Origin of the sequence: Marinobacter santoriniensis NKSG1 (assembly GCF_000347775.1) — a bacterium.
In the GTDB taxonomy this organism is placed as follows: domain Bacteria; phylum Pseudomonadota; class Gammaproteobacteria; order Pseudomonadales; family Oleiphilaceae; genus Marinobacter; species Marinobacter santoriniensis.
Map to the genome: position 1 here is coordinate 246,048 of NZ_APAT01000005.1, position 25,750 is coordinate 271,797.

General features: G+C 60.6%; 23 protein-coding genes. 12 read left to right on the plus strand and 11 right to left on the minus strand.

Going from position 1 to position 25,750, the window contains the following annotated elements; genetic code table 11:
- Positions 1-40: 40 nt before the first annotated feature.
- From MSNKSG1_RS01940 to MSNKSG1_RS01980, 8 genes are all read left to right on the plus strand, one after another.
- Complete coding sequence (locus MSNKSG1_RS01940) at positions 41-697, plus strand: CerR family C-terminal domain-containing protein (protein WP_008937551.1); 657 nt, start codon at positions 41-43, stop codon at positions 695-697.
- Positions 694-1,671 carry a secretion protein HlyD gene (hlyD, locus tag MSNKSG1_RS01945; protein WP_008937552.1) on the plus strand — a complete coding sequence of 326 codons (978 nt, stop codon included), beginning with the start codon at positions 694-696 and terminating at the stop codon, positions 1,669-1,671. Before MSNKSG1_RS01940 ends, hlyD begins: the two co-directional genes overlap by 4 nt.
- Entirely contained in the window at positions 1,668-3,344 is a 1,677-nt protein-coding gene (locus MSNKSG1_RS01950) for an ATP-binding cassette domain-containing protein (protein ID WP_008937553.1), read from the plus strand. The genes hlyD and MSNKSG1_RS01950 overlap by 4 nt, the downstream gene beginning before the upstream one ends.
- A complete protein-coding gene (locus MSNKSG1_RS01955; RefSeq protein WP_008937554.1) occupies positions 3,337-4,434 on the plus strand; it encodes an ABC transporter permease in 1,098 nt (365 codons plus the stop codon). The genes MSNKSG1_RS01950 and MSNKSG1_RS01955 overlap by 8 nt, the downstream gene beginning before the upstream one ends.
- 1 nt (position 4,435) lies before the next feature.
- Positions 4,436-5,518, plus strand: coding sequence for an ABC transporter permease (locus tag MSNKSG1_RS01960; RefSeq protein WP_008937555.1), 1,083 nt, complete (start codon positions 4,436-4,438; stop codon positions 5,516-5,518).
- A 130-nt stretch (positions 5,519-5,648) separates the two neighbouring features.
- Positions 5,649-6,794 carry an HlyD family secretion protein gene (locus tag MSNKSG1_RS01965; protein WP_008937556.1) on the plus strand — a complete coding sequence of 382 codons (1,146 nt, stop codon included), beginning with the start codon at positions 5,649-5,651 and terminating at the stop codon, positions 6,792-6,794.
- The gene (locus MSNKSG1_RS01970; RefSeq protein WP_008937557.1) at positions 6,791-8,350 is read left to right on the plus strand and encodes a DHA2 family efflux MFS transporter permease subunit; all 1,560 of its coding nucleotides are present in this window, start codon (positions 6,791-6,793) and stop codon (positions 8,348-8,350) included. Before MSNKSG1_RS01965 ends, MSNKSG1_RS01970 begins: the two co-directional genes overlap by 4 nt.
- A 216-nt stretch (positions 8,351-8,566) precedes the next feature.
- Entirely contained in the window at positions 8,567-9,355 is a 789-nt protein-coding gene (locus MSNKSG1_RS01980) for an OmpA family protein (RefSeq protein WP_040886523.1), read from the plus strand.
- Positions 9,356-9,386: 31 nt separating this feature from the next.
- Here the strand turns inward: MSNKSG1_RS01980 and MSNKSG1_RS01985 are convergent, their stop codons facing one another.
- Entirely contained in the window at positions 9,387-10,430 is a 1,044-nt protein-coding gene (locus MSNKSG1_RS01985) for a fatty acid desaturase family protein (RefSeq protein WP_008937560.1), read from the minus strand.
- Between the two features lie 69 nt (positions 10,431-10,499).
- Positions 10,500-11,015 (minus strand): hypothetical protein, encoded by a 516-nt coding sequence (locus tag MSNKSG1_RS01990; RefSeq protein WP_008937561.1) that lies wholly within the window; start codon positions 11,013-11,015, stop codon positions 10,500-10,502.
- A gap of 203 nt (positions 11,016-11,218) precedes the next feature.
- Here MSNKSG1_RS01990 and MSNKSG1_RS01995 point away from each other — a divergent pair, with 203 nt between their 5' ends.
- Complete coding sequence (locus tag MSNKSG1_RS01995) at positions 11,219-12,712, plus strand: M17 family metallopeptidase (protein WP_083870917.1); 1,494 nt, start codon at positions 11,219-11,221, stop codon at positions 12,710-12,712.
- Positions 12,713-12,738: 26 nt separating this feature from the next.
- Here MSNKSG1_RS01995 and MSNKSG1_RS02000 read toward each other — a convergent pair whose 3' ends face one another.
- The 5 genes from MSNKSG1_RS02000 to MSNKSG1_RS18625 form a co-directional block, all read right to left on the minus strand.
- On the minus strand, positions 12,739-13,704 hold the full coding sequence (locus tag MSNKSG1_RS02000; RefSeq protein WP_008937563.1) for a zinc-binding metallopeptidase family protein: 966 nt from the start codon (positions 13,702-13,704) through the stop codon (positions 12,739-12,741).
- A gap of 23 nt (positions 13,705-13,727) precedes the next feature.
- Complete coding sequence (locus MSNKSG1_RS02005) at positions 13,728-14,111, minus strand: DUF2750 domain-containing protein (protein WP_040886525.1); 384 nt, start codon at positions 14,109-14,111, stop codon at positions 13,728-13,730.
- Between the two features lie 108 nt (positions 14,112-14,219).
- On the minus strand, positions 14,220-16,856 hold the full coding sequence (gene mprF / locus MSNKSG1_RS02010) for a bifunctional lysylphosphatidylglycerol flippase/synthetase MprF (protein WP_152638689.1): 2,637 nt from the start codon (positions 16,854-16,856) through the stop codon (positions 14,220-14,222).
- Between the two features lie 16 nt (positions 16,857-16,872).
- A complete protein-coding gene (locus MSNKSG1_RS02015; RefSeq protein WP_008937566.1) occupies positions 16,873-17,667 on the minus strand; it encodes a COG4705 family protein in 795 nt (264 codons plus the stop codon).
- A 15-nt stretch (positions 17,668-17,682) separates the two neighbouring features.
- Complete coding sequence (locus tag MSNKSG1_RS18625) at positions 17,683-18,336, minus strand: hypothetical protein (protein WP_008937567.1); 654 nt, start codon at positions 18,334-18,336, stop codon at positions 17,683-17,685.
- A gap of 185 nt (positions 18,337-18,521) precedes the next feature.
- Here MSNKSG1_RS18625 and MSNKSG1_RS02025 point away from each other — a divergent pair, with 185 nt between their 5' ends.
- Together MSNKSG1_RS02025 and MSNKSG1_RS02030 are read left to right on the plus strand one after the other, a co-directional pair.
- The gene (locus MSNKSG1_RS02025) at positions 18,522-19,193 is read left to right on the plus strand and encodes a winged helix-turn-helix domain-containing protein (RefSeq protein ID WP_008937568.1); all 672 of its coding nucleotides are present in this window, start codon (positions 18,522-18,524) and stop codon (positions 19,191-19,193) included.
- Positions 19,190-20,560 carry a sensor histidine kinase gene (locus tag MSNKSG1_RS02030; protein ID WP_008937569.1) on the plus strand — a complete coding sequence of 457 codons (1,371 nt, stop codon included), beginning with the start codon at positions 19,190-19,192 and terminating at the stop codon, positions 20,558-20,560. The genes MSNKSG1_RS02025 and MSNKSG1_RS02030 overlap by 4 nt, the downstream gene beginning before the upstream one ends.
- On the opposite strand, the gene MSNKSG1_RS18815 is transcribed toward MSNKSG1_RS02030, so the two are convergent.
- Complete coding sequence (locus MSNKSG1_RS18815) at positions 20,452-21,462, minus strand: DMT family transporter (protein WP_008937570.1); 1,011 nt, start codon at positions 21,460-21,462, stop codon at positions 20,452-20,454. The two genes, MSNKSG1_RS02030 and MSNKSG1_RS18815, sit on opposite strands and share 109 nt — an antisense overlap.
- Before the next feature lie 126 nt (positions 21,463-21,588).
- On the opposite strand from MSNKSG1_RS18815, the gene MSNKSG1_RS02040 reads away from it, so the two are divergent.
- Complete coding sequence (locus MSNKSG1_RS02040) at positions 21,589-22,479, plus strand: LysR family transcriptional regulator (protein ID WP_008937571.1); 891 nt, start codon at positions 21,589-21,591, stop codon at positions 22,477-22,479.
- Between the two features lies 1 nt (position 22,480).
- On the opposite strand, the gene MSNKSG1_RS02045 is transcribed toward MSNKSG1_RS02040, so the two are convergent.
- The 3 genes from MSNKSG1_RS02045 to MSNKSG1_RS02055 are packed head-to-tail and all read right to left on the minus strand — an operon-like array spanning position 22,481 to position 25,692.
- Positions 22,481-22,936: a universal stress protein gene (locus MSNKSG1_RS02045; RefSeq protein WP_008937572.1), complete on the minus strand. Its 456-nt coding sequence runs from the start codon at positions 22,934-22,936 to the stop codon at positions 22,481-22,483.
- Positions 22,937-22,949: 13 nt separating this feature from the next.
- On the minus strand, positions 22,950-24,110 hold the full coding sequence (locus MSNKSG1_RS02050) for an HlyD family secretion protein (RefSeq protein ID WP_008937573.1): 1,161 nt from the start codon (positions 24,108-24,110) through the stop codon (positions 22,950-22,952).
- Position 24,111: 1 nt separating this feature from the next.
- Positions 24,112-25,692 carry a DHA2 family efflux MFS transporter permease subunit gene (locus MSNKSG1_RS02055; protein WP_008937574.1) on the minus strand — a complete coding sequence of 527 codons (1,581 nt, stop codon included), beginning with the start codon at positions 25,690-25,692 and terminating at the stop codon, positions 24,112-24,114.
- Between the last annotated feature and the right edge of the window lie 58 nt (positions 25,693-25,750).

The window sequence follows — 25,750 nt, forward strand, 5'->3', positions numbered from 1 at the left end:
TATCCTGATACTTAATCAATCGATTAACTAAATTAAAATCATGCCCCAGGATTCCCGTAAACAACAGGGCGACACCACCCGGGACGCTCTGATAAAAACCGCCACCCGCGTCTTCGCGGAACTGGGCTATTACGGCGCCAGTACCCGTGCCATCGCCAAAGCGGCGGACGTCAATCAGGCCCTGATCGGCTATCATTTTGGTGGTAAGAAAGATCTCTATCAGGCGGTTTTCGTGGCCATAGCCGAAGCGCTTGAGCAAAGAATGACCGACAGACTGGAACAGCTGAAGGCTTTGTTGGCCGAACCGGATCCCTCCCGCGAGGACTGCCTGGCGGCCATGGAGACATTTTGCGGCGGCCTGGTTGAACTTATGCTGCAACCGGAAACCGAATACTGGTCCCAGCTGATTCTCCGGGAGCAACAGCATCCGGGGCCCGCCTTCGACATCCTGTATGAACGCTTCATGAGCCGGGTGTTGGGTATTACCACGCGGCTGGCCGGACACCTCAGGCCGGAACTTGAGAGTGAAGAGGTCAAGCTGCTGGTCATTACGGTGCTGGGCCAGATTCTGGTCTGGCGCTTCGCCCGCACGGGTATACAGCGTCAGATGGGCTGGAACAATCCGGACATCGAGGCCATAAAACATCGCGTGTTCACCAACATCCGCCTGTTGTTGGCAAAGGAGCCTTTTGAATGAAGAAACCCCTGATTGCACTGGTCGTGCTCGCCGTCCTGGCGGGCGGCGGATACGCCTGGTACCAGAGCCAGCAAACGGATAACGGCCCGCTGACACTCTATGGCAATGTGGATGTACGGGAATTGTCCCTTGGTTTCCGGCAGGGCGGTCGTGTGACGGCGCTGCATGTGGATGAAGGGGACAAGGTCAAAGCCGGTGAGCTGTTGGCCGAGCTGGATGACGAACCCTTGCAGAATGCTTTGGCTGCGGCCCGGGCACAGGTGGATCAGGCGCAGGCGGCCCTGGCACGACTGGAAGCGGGCAGCCGGCCCCAGGAAATCGAGCAGGCAAAGGAAGCGGAGCGCCAGGCGGCCGCAGTCTTCTCCAGCCGACAGTTGGAATTCAAGCGGCTGAAGGAGCTGGCCAATTCCGGCGCCACCAGCCAGCAGGCGCTCGACAGCGCGCGCTACGCCCTGGATGAGGCCCGGGCGAGGCTGGGCGCCGCGCGAGCCACTCTGTCCCTCTTGGAGGAGGGGCCAAGGCAGGAGGACATCAGTGCGGCCCGGGCACAACTGGAATCCGCGAAAGCCCACGCGGCCCAGGCGGAAACGGCGCTTTCGGATGCCCGTCTGGTTGCCCCGAGCGACGGTGAGGTGCTCAGCCGTGTGGTCGAGCCGGGGGCCATGGTCCAGCCGGGCAGTCCGGTGTTCAGTCTGGCGTTGCGCGATCCGGTGTACGTTCGCGCCTATGTCAGTGAGCCTCATCTGGGCGATGTATCACCCGGTACTGCGGTTTTGGTGACGGCGGACGGCAACGGCAACCAATACCATGGGCAAGTCGGCTTCGTGTCGCCCCGCGCCGAATTCACCCCGAAAACCGTTCAGACCGAGGAACTGCGTACCGAGCTGGTCTACCGGCTTCGCATCGTGGTCAACGACGCCGACGATCGCTTGCTGCAGGGTATGCCGGTCACCATTACCCTTGACCAGCCATGACCGCGATCGTCCTCGACGACGTCCATAAGGCGTTCGGGAAGACCCAGGCACTAAAGGGCATTTCCGGAGAGATTGCCGCCGGTCGGCTGACCGGCCTGGTGGGGCCGGATGGCGCCGGTAAAACCACGCTGATCCGTATGATGGCGGGCCTCCTGAAAGCGGACAGCGGTGCGCTCCGGGTCGCAGGTCTCGATCCCGTTCATGACGGCATGGCGCTGGCGGAATCCGTGGGCTACATGCCGCAACGTTTTGGACTTTACGAAGATCTCACGGTACAGGAAAACCTGAACCTGTATGCCGAACTTCGGGGACTCCCCAGGGATGACTACGACGCCACGTTTGAACGGTTGCTCGATTTCACCCGCCTCGGCCCCTTCACAAAGCGTCTCGCAGGCCGGCTTTCCGGAGGCATGAAGCAGAAGCTGGGGCTGGCCTGTGCACTCATTACGTCGCCCGAGGTCCTTCTTCTGGACGAGCCGGGCGTGGGGGTCGATCCGGTCAGCCGCCAGGATTTGTGGCGGATGGTTCAGGCCCTCACCGGAGAAGGCATGGCAGTGATCTGGGCCACGGCCTATCTGGAAGAAGCCGAGCGCTGCGAAGATGTCCTGCTGCTGAGCGAGGGCCAGTTACGTTTTCGGAGTGAACCCGGCGAACTGACCCGGCGCCTGCAGGGCCGTTGTTTCCGGCTGAAAGGCAGCGAGGAGAAGCGGGCATTGCTGAGGCAGGTCCTCGCCCGTAAGGACGTCCGGGACGGCACCATTGAGGGTGATCGAATTCGTGTGGTAGTGGATGAGGGCGTCGATGGCGATGCACTGGCATCACTTGGTGATGTGGAAGAAGTCGCTCCGCGCTTTGAGGATGCATTCATAGACCTTCTCGGGGGCGGACCGGGTGGCCATTCTCCGCTGGCCGACCAGATGCCCGACGTGCCGGAACTGAAAGACCCGGTCTCCTGTCAGCATCTTACCCGTCGGTTCGGCGAGTTCGTGGCGACGGACGACGTCAGTTTCAATGTTCGCCAGGGGGAGATCCTCGGCTTGCTGGGCCCCAATGGTGCCGGTAAATCGACCACCTTCAAGATGTTGTGCGGTCTGCTCAAGCCCAGTAGCGGAGAGGCCCGTGTGGCCGGGCTGGACCTGCGCAGCGCCGCCAGTGACGCCAAACTCAAACTGGGCTATATGGCCCAGAAATTTTCGCTGTACGGCCTGCTCTCGGTGCGCCAGAACCTGGTGTTCTATGCCGGCGTCTACGGTCTCCGGGGCGAGGAGAAACAGAACCGTATTCGCGAGATGATCGACGGCCTCCAGCTAGGGCCGCTGCTCGACAGTGCTCCCGATCAGCTCTCCCTGGGGTTCAAGCAACGCCTTGCGTTGGCATGCGCCCTCATGCACCGACCGCCGATCCTGTTTCTCGACGAGCCCACCTCCGGTGTGGATCCGATCACCCGCCGGGAATTCTGGACTCACATCAACGGCCTGGTCGGCAAGGGCGTGACCGTGTTGGTGACCACCCACTTCATGGATGAAGCCGAGTACTGTGACCGGGTTGCGCTGATGCACCGGGGGCGGGTGATTGCCCTGGATACACCGGACAATCTCAAGGCCCAGGCGGGGCAGGGAGCCAGTATGGAGCAGGCGTTCATTCACTTGATTGAGGAGCAGGACGATGCGTAGCCGCCGGCTCTTTGCCCTGATCAAGAAGGAAAGCCTGCAGATGATCCGGGACCCCTCCGCCATCCTCATTGCTTTCGTCCTGCCGGTGGTGCTTCTGTTCCTGTTCGCCTACGCGGTGTCGCTCGATATCCGGCAGCTTCACCTGGGGGTGGTGCTTCAGACCGACAGTGCCCAGGCCCAGTCCCTGGCGGCGGAGTTCAGCGGTACGTCCTATTTTCAGGTGTTGCCGGCCCGCCATCGGGACGAAGTGACTCCGCTGTTGGTCAGCGGTGACCTGAAAGGGTACGTGCTCATTCCACCCGATTTCGACCAGCGCCTCGCCCGTGGAGAATCATTGATCCAGGTGGTTACCGACGGGACCCAGCCCAACACCGCCAATTTTGTCGCCGGTTATGCCCGGGGGGTACTGGTGAACTGGCTGGCGGATCGGGGCCTTCGATCCCCGATCAAGCTCGAAGCCCGGTTCTGGTTCAACCCCGAGGTGGAAACCCGCAAGTTCCTGGTGCCGGGTGCCATCGCCATTATCATGACCATGATTGGTACCCTGCTGACGGCGCTGGTGGTTGCCCGGGAGTGGGAGCGGGGGACCATGGAGGCGTTGCTGTCCACGCCGGTCCGGATTCCCGAGATCCTGCTCGGAAAACTGCTGCCGTATTTCGGCTTGGGGCTGATTGCGACCCTCGGCAGTACCCTGCTGGCCATCCATATTTTTGACGTCCCGCTTCGGGGCAGCTGGGGGACGCTGTTACTGGTCTCTGCGTGTTTCCTTGTGCCGGCACTCGGGCAGGGGCTGGTCATCTCGGCGCTCGCCAAGAACCAGTTTATAGCCGCCCAGGCAGCGTTGTTCTCGGGTTTCCTGCCGGCTTTCCTGTTGTCCGGATTCCTGTTCGAGATCGACGCCATGCCCGCCCCGATCCGAGTGCTGACGCACATTGTGCCGGCGCGTTATTTCATCGAATCCCTGCACAGTGTGTTCCTGGTCGGCGACGTGTGGCCGCTGCTGATCAAAGACATACTCGCCATGCTGGCCATTGGCGCGGTGATGTTTGCCATCGCCCGCGCCAAAACCCGCAAGAGCCTGGAGTCCTGATATGAACGGATCCCGGTTGCTTGCCCAGATCATCAAGGAATTGCTCAGCCTGCTGCGCGATCCGAGGGCGCGGGCCATCCTGATACTGCCACCGTTGCTGCAGCTGATGATCTTTTCCTTCGCCGCCACCCTGGAAGTGCGCAACGCGACCGTCGCCGTGTTCAATGAAGACACTGGCCAGCCCGCCCAGGAATTCGTGACGGATGTCACCAGCGCCGGCTTTGTGGGGCACGTCATCACGGTGCACAGCCGGCAGGAGCAGGATGAGCTGATTGAACAGGGGCGTGCGTTGCTGACCCTGCACATTCCCGAAGATTTCTCCCGGCACAGGCTGGCGGGGCAGCCGTCACCGGTCCAGGTCATCCTGGACGGCCAGCAGGCGAACGCGGCCCAGGTGGCTCTGAGCTACCTTCAGGCCATTGCCATGGAGCAGGGCAACCGGATTGAGCCCATGGTATTGCGTCATGCCTTCAATCCCAATCTGATCTACCAGTGGTACGTTGTTCCGAGCCTGTCGGGCATTCTGTCCATGTTGATCGCGTTGGCGGTGACGGCGCTGTCGATTTCCAGGGAACGGGAGCTGGGCACGTTCGATCAGTTACTGGTGTCGCCCACCACACCGCTGGAGATCATCCTTGCCAAGTGCCTGCCGGCGGTGCTGATGGGCTTTGTGATGGGCTCGGTCATGATTACGGCCGCGTTGCTGCTGTTCCAGGTGCCGTTTACCGGCTCCCTGCTCTGGCTGGCGGGCGCGCTGGTGTTGTTTATCATCTCGGTGGTGGGCATTGGTCTGATGGTGTCCGCCGTGTCGGAAACCCAGCAGCAGGCCATCCTCGGCGTGTTTGCCCTTGCGGTTCCGATGGTACTGATGTCCGGCTTTGCCACCCCGGTGGAAAATATGCCGGATTTGCTCCAGTGGATGGCCCAGGCCATTCCCCTGACCCATTTTCTGGTGATTGTGCAGGGCAGTTTCCTGAAATCGATACCAGCGGATGTGGTGATCTCCCACCTTTGGCCCCTGGCCCTGATTGCGCTGGTGACGCTGTCTGGCGCCACGCTGGTGGTCCGAAAACGCCTGCACTGATTGTCCATCCTGTGAACCGCTTGCCTCGGAAATCCGTAATTTTTGTTCCATAGAAAAGTGAGCATGCTTATAATGTTCGACCTCTAGGCAAGGTTAAAACAAATACGAACCCAGTTTTCGGGAACCGGACATGACAGAAGAGAACAGCACAGCCACGAACCCCGGCCGCCTTCGGCGTCTTTCCGGGCGTGCCAGCGTACGATTCGTCCTACTGGTAATCGTCCCGCTCATCCTCCTGGTGTCTGCGGGCGTCTTCTATCTGGTGGGCGGCCGTTTCGTGGATACAGAAAATGCCTATGTGCATGCGGACATGGTCTCGGTCGTGCCCGAGGTCTCCGGCACCATCACCGATGTGGCAGTGAAGGAAAATCAACCGGTCCGGGCCGGGGATCGTCTGTTCACCATCGACCCCAAGCGCTACCGCATTGCCGTGGATCAGGCCGAGTCCGCCCTCGCGGATGTCCGGACCCAGATCGAAACCATGAAGGCCCAGTACGAAGAGCAGAAGCAGCAGTTACAGATTGCCCGCAGTAACCTGGCGTTCGCCAAGCGTGAATACCAGCGTCAGGTAGAGCTCTCCCACAGTCATGCCGTGTCCGATTCCGTCCTCGACAGCTATCGTCACAAGCAGGAACTGGCCGCGCAAAGTGTCGAGCAGGCCCGAAAGGGGCTGGATCGCCTGAAAGCGGGGCTGGCCGGCGACCCTGATATCGCCGTCACAGACCATCCCATGTACCGAAAGGCCAAGGCGGCCCTGGAGTCTGCCCGGCAGAACCTGGCGGACACCAACGTCGTGGCCCGTTTCGATGGCATCGCGTCGAAAACCCCGGTTGCCGGTCAATACGCGGGGCCGAACCGTTCTGCCATGAGCCTGGTATCGGTGAACAATGTCTGGATTGATGCCAACCTCAAGGAAACCCAACTGACCCACGTTCGTGAGGGGCAAGCGGTCGACATCCACGTGGATGCCTACCCGGACCTGGACCTCAAGGGCCACGTAGGCAGCATTGCAGGCGCTACCGGTTCCGAATTCTCGGTATTGCCGGCCCAGAACGCCACCGGCAACTGGGTCAAGGTGGTTCAGCGGGTGCCCGTGCGCATTGAGCTGGACGCGCTTCCGGAAAAGGCGCGTCTCCGGTCCGGAATGAGCGTGTCGGTGGAAATCGACACCGGCTGGCACCATCGGGGCCCGGCCTTCCTCGCGCCGTTAACCTCCTGGATGCAGGGCGCCGTGGCTACGGCCAAAGCGGACGAACGGACCGGGGCTGACCGGTGAGTCCACAGGCGACGGAGTCGGGAACCAGCCTCAACCGGGGGCTGATTACCGTGTCGATCATGCTTGCAACCATCATGCAGGCGGTCGACACCACCATCGCCAACGTGGCCTTGCCGCACATGCAGGGCAGCATGTCGGCGACCTCCGAACAGATCGCCTGGGTACTGACGTCCTATATCGTCGCGGCCGCCATCATGACCCCCATGACGGGATTCCTGTCCGCCCGCATCGGCCGCAAGCGGCTGTTTATTGCGTCAGTGACCGGATTTACCATCACCTCCCTGTTATGCGGCGTCGCCGGCTCTCTCGACCAGATCGTCCTGTTCCGTCTGTTGCAGGGCATTTTCGGGGCCGGGCTGGTGCCGCTGTCCCAGTCGGTACTTCTGGACACCTTTCCAAAGGAGAAACACGGCTCCGCCATGGCCATCTGGGGTGTGGGCGTGATGGTGGGTCCCATCCTCGGTCCAACCCTCGGTGGCTACCTCACCGAGTACTATAACTGGCGCTGGGTGTTTCTGATCAACCTGCCGGTGGGGGTTCTGGCCCTGGCGGGTATCCTCATGTTTGTTCCCGAGACAGAGAAGATGAAGCGGCGGTTTGACCTGTTCGGCTTCACCTTGCTGTCGCTGGCCATCGGCTCCTTGCAGTTGCTGCTCGACCGGGGGCAGAGCCTGGACTGGTTCTCGTCCACCGAAATCATCATCGAGACCATGGTGGCGGCGATCTGCTTCTACATGTTCATTGTGCACATGATGACGGCTAAAGAACCGTTCCTGGAACCGGGCCTGTTCCGGGACCGAAACCTGGTCATTGGGCTGGTGTTTATCTTCATCGTTGGTGTGGTGCTGCTGGCCACCCTGGCACTGCTTCCGCCGTTCCTGCAGAACCTGATGGGCTTCCCGGTGATCACCACCGGTGAGGTACTGGCGCCGCGGGGCATTGGCAGCATGATCGCCATGCTGCTGGTGGGTCGGCTGGTAAACCGGATAGACGTGCGACTGCTGGTGGGCTTCGGCCTCACTCTGACGGCCATCTCGCTGTTCGAAATGGCCCAGTTCAACCTGAATATCAGTCCCATGGCACTGGTGCACACCGGCATTGTTCAGGGCCTGGGGCTTGGGTTTGTGTTCGTGCCCCTGAGCACCATTACCTTCTCCACCCTCGATCAACGCTACCGCACCGAGGGCACGGCCATGTTCAGCCTGATGCGGAACATCGGAAGCAGTATCGGGATTTCGGTGATGGTGGCCTGGGCCGCCCGTAATACCCAGACCAACCACGCCGTACTGGGCGAGCAGCTCACCCCGTTCCGGGAACCGGTGCAGAAACTGATGGAAGGCCAGGGTGTGGGCATGAGCAGTGATCAGGCCCTGGCCATGCTCAATGGAGAGCTTACCCGGCAGTCGGCGGCTATCGGTTACCTGAACGATTTCCAGGCCATGGCCTGGATGACTCTTGCAGCGATTCCGCTGATCCTCTTGTTCCGCGGAGCGTCCCGAAAGCCCGACGGCAAGGATAGCGGGGACAGTCAAAAAGCGACACCGCAGGAAGCCTGAGTTCGGCAGGGCCGATGCCCGCGAATTAATCGATCAGGAGCAATACGTCAAAGCGCAACGACTGCTGGAGGAGGCCACTGTTGACGCCCAGCTGGCTGCTGCACGTTCCCAAACGGAGAGGGCCCAGCAGGCGGTCGCTGAGATCAACAGGAATATCGAAAACCTTCAGAATCGGCTTGAAATGGATGAGCAGTGAGCCGGGATAAGGAGATTGAGATGATGAAGCGTACACTATCCATTGGCATCACCGCCGGACTGCTCACGCTTATGGCCGGCTGTGCCAGCACCCCTCCGAACAATGCCAAGCTTGAAGAGGCTCGTGCAACCTACCAGAGCATTGAGCAGGATCCGGATGTCGCTCGCAGCGGCGCGAACCAACTGCGCAGCGCCAAAACCCAGCTCGACAGGGCAGAAGCCCTGCTCCAAGCCGACGCCGACAACGCGGAGATTGAACACGCCGCTTACCTGGCCAGTCGGCATGCAGAGATTGCGCAGCAGCAGGGGATGCGGGCGGCCCTGGAGGATGAGATCAGTTCCGCTCAGGAGCGCCGCAAGCAAATGATGCTTCAGATGAAAACGGAGGAGGCCAATGCACTCCGGGCGCAGATGGAAGCTATGAAGGCCGAAAAAACGGACCGTGGCATGGTCCTGACACTGGGAGACGTGCTGTTTGATCTCAATAAGGCAGAACTGAAGGCATCCGCCGGCCGCACGATTGACCGGCTCGCTGAATTCATGCGTGAGTACGAGAATCGTCGCGTACGGATTGAGGGTTATACCGACAGTACAGGCGACGAGGCGTACAACCAGCGTTTGTCAGAACGTCGAGCCGAAGCTGTCCAGGACGCTCTGATGAACAAGGGTATTTCGAGCAACCGGATGGAAGTGGAAGGTTACGGAGAGGCGTACCCCGTGGCCAGCAATGATACGGCGGCCGGGCGACAGCAGAACCGACGTGTGGAGATCGTGATCTCGGACGAGACTGGTGAGATCAAAGCTCGTTGAAGGTCGCCGGGCAACGTGTGTGTTTACGCCTCTATGCACCCTGGCCAGCCTCCCGATAGGTCACCATTCGTTGTTTTTCTTCATCCCAAAGGGCATATCGGAAGCAGTCTGATATGTCCCTGGGGGCAAGCGACGTTGTTAACGGTGCCTGAAGCTCAGGAATCGCCGCCATGACTTCGGGCAGGCGGTAGAAGGGAATTCGGGAATTCAGGTGATGAATGTGATGGTAACCGATGTTTCCGGTAAACCACTGCAGAACCGGATTCACCTTCATGTAGCTTGAGGACTCCAGCGCCGCCCTGTAGAACGTCCAGGCTTCGGGGGAGGCGATCTGCATTCGCCGGAAGCTGTGCTGGGCAAAGAACAGGTAGCAGCCCATTGCGGAGGCAATGGTCATAGGCAGCAGAATGACAAAGAAGACCAGGCTGAACCCGCCCAGAAACCGCAGAACGGCGATCAGGCCAAAATGGCTGATGAGCGCTACCAGGGAGTCGAGGTGTTTTCGGGGCGCGCGAAGCAACGGTATGAGCGTAATGTTCAGACCAAAAACGATGGGATAGCTCAACAGCACTACCAGAGGGTGTCGCTGGGCGCGGTAGGCAAAGCGTTGCCATGGGGTAGAAGCGCGCCACATACGAGTGGTAATGAGGGGGAAAGCGCCGACGCTGGCCTCAGATATCTGCCCGACATGGCCGTGGTGATAGTTATGGCTTGCCAGCCAGGAACGAGTTGGAGTGAGGGCCAGAGCCCCATAGGTAATGAACAGCCAGTGGGCGAGCCGGGAGCCCTTGAGAATCGCACCGTGCAGGTAATCGTGGAAGGTGATGAAGCAGCGAACCATCAGCAGACCACCCAATACTGAAAACACCGTTCGCAGCGGCCACCAGGAAACGACCCCGGCAATCGTCAGAGAGGCGATCATCAACGCAAAGGTGGAGCCTACATACCACCAGCTTCTGGCCGCAGACTCTTCACGGTAGGGTTTGGTGGCATTAAGTAGTTCCCTGTCTACCCGGATGCCTTCGCTGTGTTCCGGCAAGTCGAATGCTGGTTCCGGGTCGCTACTTTGACTCATCACGTGTCCCTCCCTGACTTTTTCAGGGTAGAACTTTCGGTAGGGGGTTTCCAATAACGGCGAGGGTGTCTATCCCCGAAAACTCCGGCCCAGTGACTGCCGCCAGAAGAAGCCCAACGCTATCGACAGGGCGCCAAAAACCACCGTCCCGACCCCACAAGCGACGCGTGTCCGCCTCGCGAGGTCCAGCAGTTCTTTCCCTTTGCTGATTTCCAGCGCTCCGGCTTCCAGTCGCCTTTCACCAGCGGTCACCGCGCGCTCTCCCCGGGCGACCGCCATGCCTCCTGCCTCGATCTTCTGCTTACCCTCATCAAAGCCCTTGCCGCCCGTCAGTTTGTCCGCAAGCACCAGGAGCAGGTTATTCTTTGCATCCTCGTACGCCTGCTTACCCTCCGACAAAGCCTGCTCGCCGGCTTTTAATTCGGCTCTCCCTTCCTTCAGTGCTGCCCGTCCTTCTTCAAGCTGTTTTTCGCCCTTGGCCAACTGGCTTTCCCAAACCGGAATCTTCTCGTTGAGAAGCAGATAGCCTGCCAAGGAGGCGAGAGCCAGGAGAACGGCGAGCAGTAGCACCAATACCTTGGCCATGATCGTTCCCTCTGCATTCCTTCCATTTTGACCGTCCTGATGTCTTCATTTGTAGCAGTAAAATTACCGCCACGCGCGGGACCGCATCTGGAAAGATCGTTCGTCGCAGTTCAGAGGGCTTCTTTCAGGGAACAAACGGTGTTCAGGCGGATAACCGCTATGCTTAGGAGAGAGCAAACTCATAACCGATAGAGTAACCAACCATGACACCTGAACTGCCAACAATGCCAGAGTTCCGGCTGGAAACCGACCATCGGGTACCAGCTTCCTGGGATTTCGACATCGGTGTGAGCCTGGTGCTCCTGGTGCCTGAAAAACATCCCGAGGTTCTGGCGAATACCCCCTGGGCCGATTTCCTGAAACTGCGCCTCGCCGATTTCCCGGACGATACCAGTCCGATCATGATTTCCGGTCCCAAAGGTACCCGTGCCGGTATTGCACAGATATCGGATAACGTCAGTGCGTTCAAGGCACTGAGCCAGGCAAGAGCGCTGATCACTCCTCTTATGACGGAGCGCTCCCATATGATCAAGGTAATCAGCCTGCTGGGTCAGTCGCAACGTGCCTGTGTGATGGCCGAAGCGCTGGTTGCGGCCGCCTGTGCGGCTCTTTTTCAACTGCCGAAAATCTCGGATTCTGCCTCCGACAAATTCCCCCTGGCGGCCATGTACTTCTATGGCGATTTCGAAGGCGCTGACTTTGCCCGCGCCAGGGCCACGGCCGAAGGCAACAATATGGCGCGCTGGCTGACCCAGCTGCCGGGGAACTATCTGACTCCGGGGATATACCACGATTACGCTGAAGCACTGGCAGAGGAAGAAGGATGGGACGTTGAATTCTATAATCTGAACCAGTTGAAACGGCTGGGGGCCGGCGCTTTCCTGTCCGTGGTCGAGGCAAGCCCTGTGCGGGACGCCGGCATACTTCGGCTGCGCTATCGACCAAACGGAGCGCAAGAGCATCCACTTGCTCTGGTCGGCAAAGGCATCTGCTTCGACACCGGAGGCAGCAACCTCAAGGTGGGCGGCAGTATGCTGGGTATGCACGGCGATATGCAGGGCAGCGCCGTGGCCCTTGGAACGCTTCTGGCCCTGACCCGCCTGAAATTTGCCCACCCGGTAGACTGCTGGCTGGCGCTGGCGGAGAACCACATCGGGTCAAGAGCCGTGAAGTGCAATGACGTCGTTACCGCATTGAATGGCACCACCATCGAACTGATCAATACCGATGCCGAGGGCCGCTTGGTGCTCGCCGACACCCTGGCTCTGGCCTGCCGGGAAGAGCCGAGAGCCATTCTGGATTACGCCACCCTGACCGGTGCCGTCGTCGCAGCGCTCGGCCAACGCATGGCCGGTGCCATCACCAACCGGCGTGAGTGGGTGGAACCCCTCATCCAGGCGGGGGAGCAATGCGGTGAACGGATCTGGCCCTTCCCCTATGAGGACGATTACGACGAAGACCTCAAATCCGAAGTCGCCGATACTCTCCAGTGCCGGACAACCGGCGCGGGCGACCACATCTATGCGGCCCGCTTGCTCGGAAAATTCGTGGATAAATCCGTTGGCTGGGTTCATGTCGACATGGCCTCAACCGGCACCCATAAGGGCGGGCTGGCTCAGATTCCCAGCGACATCCAGGGGTTCGGAGTGCGTTTCGGGGTTGAATGGCTCAGCCGGATTGCCGAGGGGCCCAGCTGAACCATTGGTCGGGTCCTGGAGCCTGTCTAAAGCCCCTGGGCGCCGCGGCGAAGCCAGTTGTGAACGAACGCCAGCTTGCGCTGCGCCGTTTGCGACAGCACAAACGGATAAAGATCCGACAGTCCCATGGAGCGATTAACGTGGTTGACCCGGATCGCCAGCGAGGCGGCAACATGGATCAGTCGTGCCGTGTCCGGCTCCGAGTACGGGTCCCATTGCGGGCCGGGCACTTCCTGTGAGGACAGCCCGGAAGAAATAAAACTGTCGGTGATGTCGGTCAGGTGAAGCAGGTGTGCTGCCGTCTCGGCCCAGTCCTCGTGGGGGTGCGCGGAGGCATAGGAGGTGAGGTAATACTCCCGCCAGTCGGCTGGTGGCCCGTTGTAATAGTGATGCTCCAGCGCCGACGGGTAATCAACCCGTTCGTCACCGAACGTGTTCCGAAACGCTTCCAGAAAGTCCTCCCGCAGGCTCAGGCGCCACCAGAGCATGTGGGAGATCTCGTGGCGCATATGGCCGACCATGGTTCGGTAGGGTTCCTGAAGGGCCTGGCGACGGGTCGTCCGCACGACCGGGTCCGCCTCCGCGACACTGATGGTAACCACGCCGTTGGCGTGCCCCATGGCCACCGGTGTCAGTCCCTCGGCCAGCATATGAAAGACCGGACGTGTGCCCGGGTCTTCCGGCCGGAACCAGTGCCAGCGCCCGAGGTTATCGAGTGTCCAGCGCTTTGCCGCTTCGGTGGTTGCCCAATTGGACATGGCATTGGCAATGCTGGGGTCCGGTGCCAGCGCTGTCATCTCGCAGGAACGGCAGAATGCGCCTTCCCTGGGCGCAATCCAGTTGCACCCGATGATCTCCCGGTTGGCACAGAACGGCCGCATGGGCAGGAATTCCCTGGCCTGAGGATCGTAGGCAACAGGCATGCCGTCTGCGGTGGTCAGGTTATCGAACCAGAGTGATCCGGACCCAACGGGATTGGAAAATACCTTCATAGTGCACCTGCTCCTCCAGCGGATCAGAAGCTCGACATGTCATCCTGAAGATCGCGTTTCAGCTCTTCCGCCCCGGTGATCCAGAGTGTGTCATCCACCCCCGGAAACACGCCAACTTCAAGCCCGTCCCGGGTCAGCCCCGGCACCCACTTCCGGAAGAAATCCGGCATCGAAATGCTTTTCGGGGACAGATCGTCGGAGCCTTTGGCATACCCGGCGGCAAAGGCCTCACTGGGCCAGACCGGCAGATAGGCCACGCCGTCTTCCTCCGAAACGATCTTCAGAAAACGGTTATCCGCATTGACCAGTATCCAGACCTCGCGCTCTTCGAGTACCTCATTCAGGAAATAGTCGTAGCGGCCCTCGCCATCCATCTCGAGTATTTGCGCTAACGGGTCACTGCTCATGGGGGCTCCAGGTTTTTGAAGAAGGTTGTCGGGCTGTCAGAACATCAGCGTAACACGTAGCGGGGGCCAGATGAGCCGTCCAGATCGATCGGGCCAATATCTTTTATGTCACCGTAAAAGTCGCCAGTAGCTGCCGGCGGATAAGGCGGCGATATCCGCCAGAATCAGAAGCAGGGAAGACTCGCCCGGATAGGCGATGTAGCGTGACTCCCAGACCGGGTGGAACTTGGCCTTGAAGGAGCGGATGCCCCCGAAATTGTAAAAGGACTCACCGTGCCGGTAGATGATCCGGCCGAGACGCGCCCACACGGGAGAAACCGGAGACACTTCCAGGCCGGACAGCGGCGCCATGCCGAGATTGAACCACTGGTAGCCCTGCGCCTGTCCCCAGAGAAACAGGTGGGCGAACAACCCATCCATCGCGCTCCGGGGTGCGAAAGAGGCGAAACGCATCAAATCCACCGAAAGCTCTTCTCCGGAGGGGCCGCACAGGAGGTTGGCAAAGGCGAGAATGCGGCCCTCCTGCTCAAGAACGGCCACGGGCATGTGTGAGAGGTAATCGGCATCGAAAAAGCCCAGTGAAAATCCCTTCTCGCTCGCTGATTTGCTGGCCAGCCAGTCGTCAGAAACGGCCTTGAGCTGAGGCATGATAGCGGGCACCTCGGCGGCATCGACGATCCGGAAATCAACGTGCTCTTTGGCCAACCGGTTGATGGCCAGCCTGAGGTCCCGGTATCGCCGGCCTTGCAGTGAGAAGCCCTCCAGGGGGACCCGTGCCTCTTCACCAAGCTTCGCGAAGCTCATGCCCAGCTCCGCATAAAGGAACAACTGCTGCGGTTTGACCTGGTAGAACACCGGCACCCCGCCAAAATCGTCTGCGTGTTCCACAAAGTCCCGGATCAGCGCCTGGGCAGGAACAGTGGGCCCGACCGGATCGCCCAGCGATACCCAGGTGCGGCCACGAATACCGTACATCACAAAGGCAGTGTGGTCCGGGTTGAACCACAGTGCCTTGTCCCGAAGGTAGACCAGCAGGGGCAGGGTGTCTGCCTGGGCATTGATGATGCGGGTTGCGTCTGCGATCGCCTCGTCGGAGGAGAGCTCCGCCACGGGAGACACAGGACGCAGCAGGCGCCAGAGACCAAAACCCATCAGCGCCACCGCCGCCCCGACGCTGGCACGCAGGAACCGGGGCGCATCCTTGTTCAGCGCCACCTGCCACCACAGGTCGTTGGAATATTCGACATGCCGGAAGGTAAAGAAACCGAGCCAGATCGAACTGCCGAGGGCAGCCACAATGGCAACGATCCAGCCGGGTGAGAAGCGGCCATTAAACAACGTCGTGCTTCGGTCGAACAGGTTCCGGCAGGGGACCAGCGCGACCAGCACACAGGCGAGCACCATGGCTTCTTCCCAATCGGCGGCCTTCAGCAGACTCGCCATGATGCCGGCCAGAAGTGCAGCAACGACAAGGTAATAACCCAGGCGGATGCGGCGTGAAATAGCCTGTGCGAGCACAAGCAGTGCGACGCCGACGAGGCTGCCAATAAAGTGCGAGGCCTCGAACAGGCCAACCGGGAGGATGTCTGCCAGCCAGAGAAGCCGTGACTGATCCGCCGGGGTTGCGCCGGATGCCAGCAACAACAGTCCTGCCAGGAATGTGAACACGGACAGCGCCCGGGGGGCGAGTCGGGTGGAGTAGCCGCCGAGCGACTTCCCGAGAGTAACCAGCTTTTCACCCCGGTGTTGTGCTTCGTCGCCGAGCAAGACCAGCAAGGCGAACACCAGCGGAATGATGTAATAGATCAGGCGGAACAGGATCAGTGCGGCAATGATCTGATCCACGGGCAGGTAGGGCCCGAGAAACAGGAGCATGGCCCCTTCGAAAACCCCGAGGCCCCCTGGCACGTGACTGATCAGGCCAAACACCTGGGCCGCCAGAAAGGCCCCCAGCAAGGTCCCGTAAGATGGCCCGCTCTCCGGCAGGAGCGTATGGAGTACGGCGGCGGCCAGGGCCCAGTCCGCCATGGATACCAGCACCTGCTGAAACGCAACGGGCGGCGTGGGGACACGGATTTCGAAACCACGTACCTGAAACGGCGCCTTGCGTAACGCGGAAAGGACGAGATAAGCCGTCGCAAGGGCCAGACAGAGGCCGCCCAGCCACGGCACGCTGGCCCGGATGAGCCCGCTCTGAATGGGCGGGGTCGGCTGGAAGGCCAGACTCCACCCGGCCAGCGCGAGCAAGCCGAGCCAGTAGGTACTCGAATTGAAAACGATGATGCGCGCGAGGTCCGCCGCGGATACTCCCCAGCGCGAGTAGAAGCGATGTCGCACGGCGGTTCCGGACAGTACCGCGAACCCGACACTGTTGCTGATCGCATAGCTGGTCAGGGCGGTGAGGGCAATCCGGGCACGGGTGACCTGGCCACCCAGATAACGGAATGCCAGCTGGTCGTAGAGACTCAGGACCAGGTAGTTCAAAGCGGTAAACAGCAGTGCCAGCAAGAGGTGGCTGGTCGGGAGTGCGTGGAGCGCCTGCCGGACTTCCCGGTAACTCACCGACTGTAATTCACGGTGAAGAATCCAACCGGAAATAATCAGGAGCAGGGCCCCTGCCAATGGTGGCAGCCAGGCCCGTAACCGATTCTTGAGGGCACTTGCCCGGTGTGTTTTCAATCGACTGTTACCCACGTTACGGACAGGATCCCCCGGAGAGTCTGCCACCATCACAGATGGTGGCATGGATACCGTTAGGTGGCTAGCTGGTGGGGACCAATTCCCGGTCTTTGCCGGTCAGTGTCATCCAGGCGACGACCGCTGCAATGACCCCGAGGAAGATCAGGCTGGTATCGATGGTGCCGAAGCCCAGTCCACCATAGTTCACCGGCTGTGAAAGCATGTCACCAAACGAAGCGCCCAGTGGCCGAGTCAGGATGTACACCAGCCAGAAGGCAAGAATGGCATCGAGGCCCAGCAGAAAATACCCGATCGAGAGCGACAGGATAATACTTCCGAAAAGAACCCCCGTTGCCATGTAGCCCAGTCCGAACTGCTCGGAAACCAGATCGCCGGCGGCAGTGCCCAGTGCGAAGGTAAACAGGATCGCCAGCCAATAGAAGGCTTCCCGGCGCGTGGTCACAATCGTGTGGATCGAAAGCGTGCCCTCGCTCCGGTACCAGGCGGCAAAGGTCGCGGCCAGCAACGCGCTGAACGCAACGGTACAGGTCACCAGACTCACCCCGAGGTTGTCGACGAGGTTATCGGTGATGAGGGTGCCGACGATGGAGATCAGGACCACCGCTGACCAGTAGGTCCAGGGAACGTATCGCTTCCGGGAGAACTGAAGGACCAGGGCAGCGATTAGCACGCCGGTCATGATGAGAGACGTGGTGGTCAGGCCTAACCCGAGGTTGACTGCCAGGTAGTCGGCAGCGGTTTCCCCCATGGTGACGGCCATGAGTTTGATGATCCAGAATCCCGCCGTTACCTGGGGGACCCGGTTCGGACGGAGGTCGCCCTTTGTGCTCTGATACGTCTCGGTATTTGTCGTCATCGTGTATGCCTCCGTTCAGAGAGATTGTTTGGCCAGTGCGAGTGCCTGGGCAGAGAAGCGATCCGAGCGAACGTCATCGTCAGCGTTGCAGCGCTCCGTGGCCTGACTCTGCAGCGTCCTGGCCTGCTTGAGATTGGCATCGGAAAACGCGCCCTGATCGAAGACATCCCGGAGATCCCGGAGCATGACCTCGCAGGGCAGGGGGTGCCCGCCGGCGTCGGTAACGGCGATGCCCGCGATCGACTGGATACCCGCACCGGGGGCGTTGTTTCCGGGGTTGGCAAGGGTTTTCGACAGGTTGTCGAGCGCCTGGTTAACCCGTGGTACGGTCGGACTGGTCGTTCTCAATTCCGCAAATGCCTTGTCCGCTGCGGCGTCAACGTTGCCCCAGGCGGAGGGTGCCTGGGGACGAAGTTTTGATTCCTCGTCATCCCATTTGGTCTCGAATCGCGTGATGCGCTTCTCCGCAGCCGTCATGTCACCTTTCGAGGCCAGCTTCCGTGTTTCTTCTACAATGGATTCGTACTCGGAAAGATCCCCGAGCGATCGGTTGGCCGAATGGCTGGAGCCGTCTGCGGATTGGCTCTCGGTGTGATGCGTCACCTCTATCGTCGAAAATGCAATCACAGGAACCGCGATCAGAAAGGCGGCGAGCAGGAATTGCTTCATCGGATACTCCGTTGTGTGTGAATGTCGGAGTTCAGTTATATCCGCTTTGAAATACCTGCCGCTGAAAGGCTCTATACAAATCTGTATAGAAAGCGAATATCCAGGGCGGACGCTATATTCGGAGTGCGTTTTCTGGCTAAATCCCGGTCTGTGTGACAGCAATTGCGTGAAGGGGTGGGGAACCGTTGAAGATTCTGGTAATCGAGGACGATCAGCTGACAGGCCCATACATCGCCGACGGTCTCAGGGAGGAGGGGCATGTTGTGGATCTGGTCGCCGATGGTTCACAGGGGTTGATGGAAGCGGCGGCCCGGAAATACGACCTCCTGATCGTGGACCGCATGCTTCCCGGGCTGGATGGCACATCGATTGTGCGTACCCTGCGGGGTGCCAAATCCCCGGTGCCCATTCTGATCCTGACGTCCCTGGATGGCGTCAGCGACCGGATCGAGGGCCTGAATGCCGGTGCCGATGACTATCTGGTCAAGCCGTTCGCGTTCGGGGAACTCTCAGCGCGGGTAGCGGCGCTGGGCCGTCGCCCGCCGCCGTCTGAGGAACCCGTGGTGCTGGCCGCCGGCGATCTTGAAATGAACCTGCTTTCGCGCAAGGTGACCCGCGCCGGTGTCGAGATTGATCTGCTGCCCCGCGAATTCGCCCTGCTGGAGTGCCTGCTTCGGCGAAAGGGACGGGTTCAGACCCGGACGATGCTGCTGGAAGCCGTGTGGGACCTCAGTTTCGACCCGCAGACCAACGTGGTGGAAACTCACATCAGCCGGCTCAGGTCCAAGGTTGATAAACCCTTCCAGAGAGATCTGATCGAAACCGTCCGCGGCTCCGGTTACCGGATAGCAGGATGACCATGCTTCGTTCAACGCCACTGAAACTCACCAGTACCCTGATTGTTATCTTCACGCTCTTCACCCTGTCCGGTTTTGGCGCGGCTTACCTGTTTACCCGCGCGTCCGTCGACGAGGAGATCTCGGCGGATCTGGAGCAGACGGTGCAAGCGGTCCGGTCCGTATCCGAGCAGGACGAGATCGAGGAACGCATCTCCGAAATTGCCGCATCGACCAGCCCGGCAGACATGCTCCTGCGCTACGATGTCCCGGGAAAGCCACCGGTCGGGACGCTGCCTGCATCGGTCACTGTCAGGCCCGACAGCATCGTGGAAGGCAACCGCCTGCCGATAGCGGGCGATGCCGCCGCAGGCAGTTATCTCGCGTGGAAAGGCAGGGTGGGCGATGGCGATCTGACCTTGCTGGTTGGCCGGGATGGCCTCGACGAATTGGGTAATACCTTCGCGCTTGTGCTGCTGTGGAGCCTCATCCCGGCATTATTGCTGGCGACCGTGACCGGCGGTTTTGTGGCCCGTAAAGCCCGAGACCGGCTGGATGCGATCGAGTCCACCCTGAAACAGCTGACCTCCGGTCAAAACGCCGCCCGGGTGCCGCTGTCCGGTGATACCGGTGATGACCTTGGCCAGATTGCCACCGCTGTGAATCGCATGGCAGAGGCGCAGGAGGCATCGATCGAAGCCCTCCGCCAGGTGTCCGCCGACATTGCCCACGATCTCAAGACCCCCATCCAGCGGGTTGCCGTATTGCTCGACCGCCTGGATGACGGCACGTTGGATGACGCGGCGCAGAATACCGTCGGAGCGGCCCGGGAAGAAACCGCCCAGATCATAAAGACCTTCCAGACGCTGCTGCAGATTGCCCAGATGGAGAGCGGCCAGATCCGCTCGACGTTTTCCCCGGTAGACCTCGCCGCCCTTACCCGGGACCTGGCGGAAATGTACGAGCCCGCTGCGTGTGACAGTGGCCACCGGATCAACGTCGAGGCGGATGATCCGGTGATGGTGACGGGGGACCGCAATCTCCTGGCCCGGCTGATAGCCAACCTCATTGAAAATGCGTTGCGGCATGCTCCGGGCGGGACCCTGACACTTCGAGTTGTGTCCGGCCCGTCCCCGGAACTCGTGGTGGCCGATGAGGGGCCGGGTATTCCCGCATCAGAGCGGGAACGGGTCCTGCGGCGGCTATACCGGATGGAGCGGAGCCGTACCAGCGAAGGCAGTGGCCTGGGCCTGAGCCTGGTCGCAGCGATTGCCGATGTTCATGACGCGGAACTCACACTGGGCGACGCCGGCCCGGGACTGGAGGTGAGGGTCCGGTTTGGTGCGTCGTCCACTGCCTCGGCCGGTGCCAATCGAATTCCGGACTGAACCCGCCGCAGGAACAGATTGTTCAGGACCAGCGCCGTAATCACCAACAGTGCCCCGATAAGCTCCGTCGCCGAGAACGCATGACCTTTCAGGGCGCCAATCGTGAACGCCGTGATGGGTACGAAGTTGATGAACAGCACGCCGTTCACCGCCCCCAGCATACGGATGCCGGTATTCCAGCTCAGCACGGCGACCACGCCGCCCATGATAATCAGATAGCTCAGGGGTGCGGCGAGATTCACCAGCGTCGTTGCCGAGGGCGTCCGGATGATGCCCGCTGCTGTCAGTGTGAGGGATATGGACCCCAGGGTGATCACCCCCATGGCGCAGGTGATGGCGGTATAGCGAAGCGGCGACCAGCTCGGAAACCGGGCGCCGCCCATGGTATAGCTCACCCAGCATACCGCGCCGGCCAGGAAGAGCAGGTCCCAGTGTGCCTCGCCGCCGGAGAAGGCTTTGACCGGATCACCACCGGTAATCACCAGGAACACGCCGGAAAAGGCCAGCAGAATCATCATCAGTGTGAACCCGGCAGGGCGGGTGCCCTGGAGGAGCCAGGTCAACAAGACGGTGATCATGGGCATGGTGGCCATGATGACAGCGCCATGTTCGGGCCGGGTGTGGGCCAGACCGTTGAAGGCCAGCAGATTGAAACAGGCAAACCCCAGGCTGCCCAGCAGGAACAGGGTCGGTAACCGGCCTTCTGTCCTTAAACTGCCCTTGCCCTCCCGGGCCAGTAGCAAAGCCAGGAAAATGATCGCAGCGGCACCATAGCGAATCCAGGTCATGTAATACGGGTCCAGAATGGCAAGCGCCGGTTTGGCCACAGGAAACATGCCACCCCACGACATGGTAGCCGCCAGAAGCAGGAGAACGGCAAAAAGGGTTTGACGCGGATTCATGAACGGTCCTTCCGGTTGAAGTGAACGGGAGCAATTCAGGGAAGGAAGCTTAACTGTTTCCCAAAAGAAGATAATCTGGCTAAATAGAAAATTATTTTTTCGAAAAATTCAGTAATAGGCGCTCTCATGAACCTCGATACCATGGCGATCTTTGCGGCGGTCGTCGAACATGGCAGCTTCTCGGCGGCCTCCGAGGCGCTGGAGCTCTCTACTCCCGTGGTCAGCAAGCGGATATCCGCCATTGAGCGATCGCTGGGGGCCCGGCTGCTGAACCGGACGACGCGCCGGCTCAGCCTGACGGAGGCCGGCGAAGTGTTCTACCAGCATTGTGTCCGGGTTGTGGCGGAAGCCCGCGAGGCCGAAGCATCGGTGATGGATCTCAATAACTCACCGCGCGGGTTGCTGCGGATTACCGCGCCGGTGAATTTCGGCTCCCATCAGATCGCCGGCCTCTTGCCGGGATTTCTGGAAACCTATCCGGACATCCGGGTCGAGATGGATCTGAGCGACCGCCAGGTGGATCTGGCGGAAGAGGGGTTCGACCTGGCGATCCGGATTACCCCCAGCCCCCAGCCGAACCTGGCGGCCCGACAACTGGCCTCGGCCCGACGAATCCCCTGCGCCGCTCCCGAATACTGGCGGGAACACGGACGGCCTCGCGTACCGGCGGACCTGAAAAAACACAACTGCATCGTGTATCGGCCTGTCCCGGCGTTCAATCAGTGGTATTTCCATGGACCGGAAGGCGGGGAGACGGTCCCCGTATCCGGCAACCTGATCGTCAATAATACCGAGGCGATGTTGCGGGCTGCCGTCGGAGGCCTGGGGGTGGTCATGCTGACCTCGTTTACCCTGGAACGGTATATGGCGACGGGGCAGCTTGAACCCGTGCTGGAAGGCTTCGAATCGCCGGACACGGACATCTACGCGTGCTACCTGCCCAACCGGAACCTGTCCACCAAGGTTCGGGTGTTCATCGATTATCTGGTGAGCCACTACGGATCAGGAATCCACTGATTCAGCGGCGTTGATCGTCCTCCGGATGCAGCGCCACCAGAACACTGCAGTTCGCCTCGTCAATAAGGCGCCGGCTGAGAGAGCCCTGCCACCAGCGCGCCAGTGGGCTGCGATGTTTATGGCCCACCACGATCAGGTCGGCCTGGATCTTCCTGGCCAGGTGGCTGATCTGTTCCACAGGCTGTCCGAGGGCGATGTGGCCGTTTGGCTCCCGGATACCCCGATTACGAATCTGTTCCAGGCCTTCGTCCACCAGCCCGGTCAGGTCGGAAATTTCGCTATTGGCGATCTCTTCCAGGGCATAGATGCCCTGAGTGAACGCGCAGGACCTGGCCACCTCCATCACTGAAACCAGGTGAACCCCGGCATCACAGAGAGCCGCCAGTTCAATGCCTTCGGACAGCGCAGTCCGGCCTTCCCGGGAACCGTCGAATGCGAGCACAATGGTCTGGTACATGGAACTCTCCCTGTCAGTCTGCAGTGCCGGTTTTGCCGGCGTTGTCCCGAATGTCCACGTTCACTACCACCATCATGCCGGGGCTGAGCCGTTTGGTCGGGCCATCGTCGATCTCGATGCGCACCGGAATGCGCTGGGTAATCTTGGTGAAATTGCCGGACGGGTTGGGATTGGGCAGCAGGGCAAACTGGTTGGTGGCCGCACTGCCGATGGAGCGGATATGCCCCCTGAACCGGGTGCCCGGGAGTGCGTCCACCTCAATATCCGCCGGTTGGCCCACCCGCAGGTCGCCGATCTTGGTTTCCTTGATCTTCGCTTCCACCCAGACATGGCCGGGGCGGTGCATCATCAGGATCGGCTGTCCTGGCGATACGTATTCGCCCGGTTCCACAAAGGTCTTGTCGACTACGCCGTCCTGTGGGCTACGCACAGTCAGGTCGTCTAGCTGAACCTGCTGATGGTGCAAATCTGCCCGCGCCTCGGAGAGTTTCTGGCGGGTCACCTTCAGCTGTGCCTTGAGCAGATCCGGATTGGGTACGCTCATCTGCGGCGACGACATCATCCCGATCTGGGCATTGTCGAGAGCCGTCTTGTCGATGGTCACCTGGCGTTTGGCCCGCTCGTAATCCGCCCGTGCGGAAAGGAAGTTGTAGTAGTCCTCGTCGAGGGTCTGCGCCGACACCGCGCCGGATTTCGACAGATCGCGGGAGCGGTGGTAAGTCTTCTCCGCTGAATCCAGAACTGCCTTGGCGGCCTTCAGGGTGGACTGGTCGGCCTCCAGTTCGTCCCGGGTTTCACGGATGCCTCCTTTGAGCTGCTGGCTGGCCAGGGCCAGACGCTGTTCCTGATAGGTCAGCTCCGCTTTCATGCCGGCCACCCTGGCTTTCAGCGAGGTCAGGCGAAGTTGATCCGGCCGACTGTACAGCTGCGCCACTGTCGAATCTTTCTGCAGGGAGTCGCCCTGGATCAGCGAAAACTCCGTGAGCCGTCCCGGCAGGCGGCTGCTGACAGTGATTTCGTTGGTAGCCACCTGGGCGTCGTCCGCGGTGACGTGGGTGTACTGGGTGTAGATCCACTGGCCGATCCAGCCAGCGGCTGCAAGAACCACCACCAGTACCGCAACGAGTTTGAGCTTTCCCAGGGGATTGCCCTGGCGAGCGATGTTATCAACCATATCAGTCAGCTTCCCATTTCGGAGAGTCGGTTTCGCCGGACCAGCCCGACCAGCGGCTGAGCAGGCAGGAGGGAACAACAACCAGTATCAGGCCGGCGACGACGGCCCAGAAGCCGTCCTGATACGCGAAGATGCTGGCCCACAGTGCGTCCATGTTGCCCAGTGCCCGAAGTGACGCCGCCTGCTGGTAAACGGCATTGGTTCCGGCCGCTGCATAAGCGCTCTGCAACTGCGAGAGCGCCTGCATGGCCATGGGGTTGCCGGCGTTGAGACCATCCGTCAGGTGAGCGCTGTGGAACAGGGTGCGCTGGTCCATCAGGGTCACCAGCGTGGCAGTTCCAAACGCACCGCCCATTTGCATCGCGAAATTGATCGCGCCGGAGCCGAAACCGATCAGCCTTGGCGGCAGTGACGAAATGGCCCGTGACAGAGTTGGCGGCGGAAAGGCGGCCATGCCCACGCTGAGCAGGGCCATGGAGACGGCCAGTGACGAAAAGGAGGTAAAGCGGTCCACCTGCGACATCTGATACACGGCGAAAATGGCGAAGGCCAGGCCGGGCAGTGTCAGGTAGTGCGGTGGCACCCGATCACTGAGTTTGCCCACGATGGGGACCAGGATCGCCAGAACCAGCGTGGACGGAGTGAAGAGGATGCCTGCTTTCACCGGATCGTAGTGCAGGATGGCCTGCACGAAATTGGGCAGCAGATACATGATGCCGTAAAACGCCCCACCGAACAGAAAGAGGGATGCCGCGCCCATCAGGAACCCCTTGTTTCGGAAGATCGCCAGATCCAGCAGCGGTTTGTCCACCCGGCGTTCCCACCAGATGAACAGCCCGGCAATCAGCATTGAGGCGACGATCAGGCTGATCACCCCATTGCTGTGCCACCCCCAGCGCTGGCCGTTCGACAGGGCCGTGAGCAACGCAAAGATAGCGATAAACAGCGAGCCGGCACCGAACCAGTCAAACGGCGGGCGAGGCCCGGAGCTTTCCCGTGGGGGCAGAAAGAAATACGCCATCACGATGGCCGCCATGCAGATGGGAGGCACGATAAAAAACACGTAGCGCCAGTTGTAGGTTTCCACCAGCCAGCCACCGATCACCGTGGCCAGCGTCAGTGGCAAACCGAGGCTCATGCCGTACATGGCGGTGGCCATGCCGCGCTGGTTTGCCGGGAATACGGCGAAGAGGGCTTCAAGGGCGACGGGGCGAATCAGGCCGGTCATGGCGCCCTGAATGATGCGGGCTGCAATGATGGCACCCATGCCCGTCGCCAGGCCGCCCATGAACGACGCCGCGATGAAAATCATCAGGACGGTAATGTAGGTTGCGCGCTGGCCAAAGGCACTGACCAGCCAGGGGGCCACCAGCAGTGCCACCGTGGTGGCAGCAAGAAAACCGGTCGAAAGCCACTGCACCTGGTCGGCACTCATGCCGAACGCGCCTTTGATGTAGGGCGTGGCAACGTTGACGATGGTGATCGACATGCCCAGCGCCACAAGCCCCAGCAGCACCGTCAGCGACGCCAGCCACTGGTACTTGGGACCATAGCGCTCGAACAGGATGTCCACTTGTGTCATGAGACCCCACAGGCTGTTCGAGAGAGAAAGCCTTTCAGTCTATAGCCTGAGAATGATT

Bases quoted from the DNA above. Each gene is read 5' to 3' on its own strand.
- MSNKSG1_RS02005 (WP_040886525.1), bottom strand. From the start codon at position 14,111: ATGAGCAGTGACCCGTTAGCGCAAATACTCGAGATGGATGGCGAGGGC.
- MSNKSG1_RS01965 (WP_008937556.1), top strand. From the start codon at position 5,649: ATGACAGAAGAGAACAGCACAGCCACGAACCCCGGCCGCCTTCGGCGT.
- MSNKSG1_RS01940 (WP_008937551.1), top strand. From the start codon at position 41: ATGCCCCAGGATTCCCGTAAACAACAGGGCGACACCACCCGGGACGCT.
- MSNKSG1_RS01950 (WP_008937553.1), top strand. From the start codon at position 1,668: ATGACCGCGATCGTCCTCGACGACGTCCATAAGGCGTTCGGGAAGACC.
- MSNKSG1_RS01960 (WP_008937555.1), top strand. From the start codon at position 4,436: ATGAACGGATCCCGGTTGCTTGCCCAGATCATCAAGGAATTGCTCAGC.
- MSNKSG1_RS01990 (WP_008937561.1), bottom strand. From the start codon at position 11,015: ATGGCCAAGGTATTGGTGCTACTGCTCGCCGTTCTCCTGGCTCTCGCC.
- MSNKSG1_RS01955 (WP_008937554.1), top strand. From the start codon at position 3,337: ATGCGTAGCCGCCGGCTCTTTGCCCTGATCAAGAAGGAAAGCCTGCAG.
- MSNKSG1_RS02040 (WP_008937571.1), top strand. From the start codon at position 21,589: ATGAACCTCGATACCATGGCGATCTTTGCGGCGGTCGTCGAACATGGC.
- MSNKSG1_RS01995 (WP_083870917.1), top strand. From the start codon at position 11,219: ATGACACCTGAACTGCCAACAATGCCAGAGTTCCGGCTGGAAACCGAC.
- MSNKSG1_RS02050 (WP_008937573.1), bottom strand. From the start codon at position 24,110: ATGGTTGATAACATCGCTCGCCAGGGCAATCCCCTGGGAAAGCTCAAA.
- MSNKSG1_RS02015 (WP_008937566.1), bottom strand. From the start codon at position 17,667: ATGACGACAAATACCGAGACGTATCAGAGCACAAAGGGCGACCTCCGT.
- MSNKSG1_RS02045 (WP_008937572.1), bottom strand. From the start codon at position 22,936: ATGTACCAGACCATTGTGCTCGCATTCGACGGTTCCCGGGAAGGCCGG.
- MSNKSG1_RS01985 (WP_008937560.1), bottom strand. From the start codon at position 10,430: ATGAGTCAAAGTAGCGACCCGGAACCAGCATTCGACTTGCCGGAACAC.
- mprF (WP_152638689.1), bottom strand. From the start codon at position 16,856: ATGCCACCATCTGTGATGGTGGCAGACTCTCCGGGGGATCCTGTCCGT.
- MSNKSG1_RS18625 (WP_008937567.1), bottom strand. From the start codon at position 18,336: ATGAAGCAATTCCTGCTCGCCGCCTTTCTGATCGCGGTTCCTGTGATT.
- MSNKSG1_RS02055 (WP_008937574.1), bottom strand. From the start codon at position 25,692: ATGACACAAGTGGACATCCTGTTCGAGCGCTATGGTCCCAAGTACCAG.
- hlyD (WP_008937552.1), top strand. From the start codon at position 694: ATGAAGAAACCCCTGATTGCACTGGTCGTGCTCGCCGTCCTGGCGGGC.
- MSNKSG1_RS02030 (WP_008937569.1), top strand. From the start codon at position 19,190: ATGACCATGCTTCGTTCAACGCCACTGAAACTCACCAGTACCCTGATT.
- MSNKSG1_RS18815 (WP_008937570.1), bottom strand. From the start codon at position 21,462: ATGAATCCGCGTCAAACCCTTTTTGCCGTTCTCCTGCTTCTGGCGGCT.
- MSNKSG1_RS01980 (WP_040886523.1), top strand. From the start codon at position 8,567: ATGATGAAGCGTACACTATCCATTGGCATCACCGCCGGACTGCTCACG.
- MSNKSG1_RS02000 (WP_008937563.1), bottom strand. From the start codon at position 13,704: ATGAAGGTATTTTCCAATCCCGTTGGGTCCGGATCACTCTGGTTCGAT.